At 32.6% G+C, this 834-nt stretch carries 1 protein-coding gene; it reads left to right on the forward strand.

Annotation, left to right across the window (positions count from 1 at the left end):
- A partial coding sequence (locus tag OZD68_RS00095; protein ID WP_458695177.1) for a WD_0033/WD_0034 family tandem repeat-containing protein occupies window positions 1-622 on the forward strand: 622 nt, incomplete at its 5' end.
- Window positions 623-834 lie beyond the last annotated feature (212 nt).

The raw sequence follows: 834 nt of genomic DNA on the forward strand, positions 1-834 counted from the left end.
TAAAGATAGTATAGCTGTTGAGAAAATGTTAAGAGTAGCTAAAGAAAACGGTATTCTGAAAGACATTCTTAATGCAACAATAACTATAAAATATCCAGATAGTGAAGAAAAAATCTACACACCACTTACTTATACAATATCATGTAAAAGCAACGAAGCTTTTAATACAACAAGAGCTATAAATCAAGATGGTCAGGAAAAAACTCACATCCCATTTCCTACCCTTGATAAAAGAGAAACTGAATTAAAATTAAAAGAAAAAAGACAAAGTAGAAGAGATGAGGGATTAAATTTTAACAATGGTAGTAGTGACAAAAATGTTGAAATAAAAGTTAATGGGGATATCTTGTTGCAGCATAGTAGTGGAATTGAAAATGAAATAAATCATACTGCTGTACGTAATGATGTAAGGGGGGTAAAGCCTCTAATAGAAAGTAGAGTAAATGTTAAAGTACAGAATATAAGTGCAGTGATTGCAACTTCTGTGACATTTAAAATGATTGCAACTTCTGTGACACTTGAGTTGGTAGCTAGTAAAATAACATGTGTACTGTCAAAACCCACCACTAAATTGGAAGAAGTAGCTATAACATATTTTCAAGGTTTAGCACTATATTTGTGAAACTTAATTTATATGTGCTAAACAAGATGCTGATTAGTTTTATAGCTAACCCAAGAAAGGTTTCCCTACGTCATACCGCCGCGGTATCTCTAGATCCCGCTAACAAGTAGCGGGATGACGATTGTCGTTTAGCCATAAATATTTAAGAAATTTACCAAATGAAAAAAAAGGCAAAAGAAGCCCTGGGGTTATTATCTGCTTTAAAATATTGG

Source organism: Wolbachia endosymbiont of Drosophila bicornuta (genome assembly GCF_028982105.1).
In the GTDB taxonomy this organism is placed as follows: domain Bacteria; phylum Pseudomonadota; class Alphaproteobacteria; order Rickettsiales; family Anaplasmataceae; genus Wolbachia; species Wolbachia pipientis.